The organism is Bacillus sp. SM2101 (assembly GCF_018588585.1).
In the GTDB taxonomy this organism is placed as follows: Bacteria; Bacillota; Bacilli; order Bacillales; family SM2101; genus Nanhaiella; species Nanhaiella sioensis.
Genome location: NZ_JAEUFG010000139.1, coordinates 1 through 554, shown reverse-complemented (window position 1 = coordinate 554; position 554 = coordinate 1). Strand labels below are relative to the sequence as shown.

Annotated in this window: 1 pseudogene; it reads right to left on the bottom strand. The window is 35.9% G+C overall.

The annotated features are described in order from the left end of the window. Nucleotides 1-212, bottom strand: a pseudogene (locus JM172_RS25075) (hypothetical protein); the annotation flags it as partial. Between the last annotated feature and the right edge of the window lie 342 nt (nucleotides 213-554).

Here is a 554-nt window from a genome sequence, read left to right as displayed (position 1 = left end):
TTTTCTATGAAAACTCCTGAGGTACCAAGCCCAACAAAATTGTTATCAAGTGATAAATCTACTGTTTGAGCTGCTAAGTATATCTTCATTAGTTCCGGTCCCGGTTCTCCTGTTGCTCCTTGAGGACCTTGAGGTCCCTGTTTCCCTGGTGGTCCCTGAGGTCCTTGTGGTGGCGGTGGAACTACCCTACATTTACAATCTTTATCTTTCATTGATAATTTTCACCTTCTATAATTGTTTTTACTCTAATTTATGGTTATTTTTTATATAAGGTTGGACTAACGTATATAACGTGACTAAAATGTGCGATTGTCTATATTAATAAGGTCAACGGGAGCTAAGCTACAATACTCTGAAAAGTAGATTCCTGACTATGAGAAATGCAAAAAGTTCCAATTTATCATTTCTGAGATACTGTAATTAATAGACTCATTAAGTGTCCAAAAATAAATTAGTGACGGTCATCTGTATTTCAGATTAGCGCCATATCGTATTATGAGGTCAGCCAGTAACATTTCTGGTTGACCTATTTTTAATAGGTATTAATCTTAAGG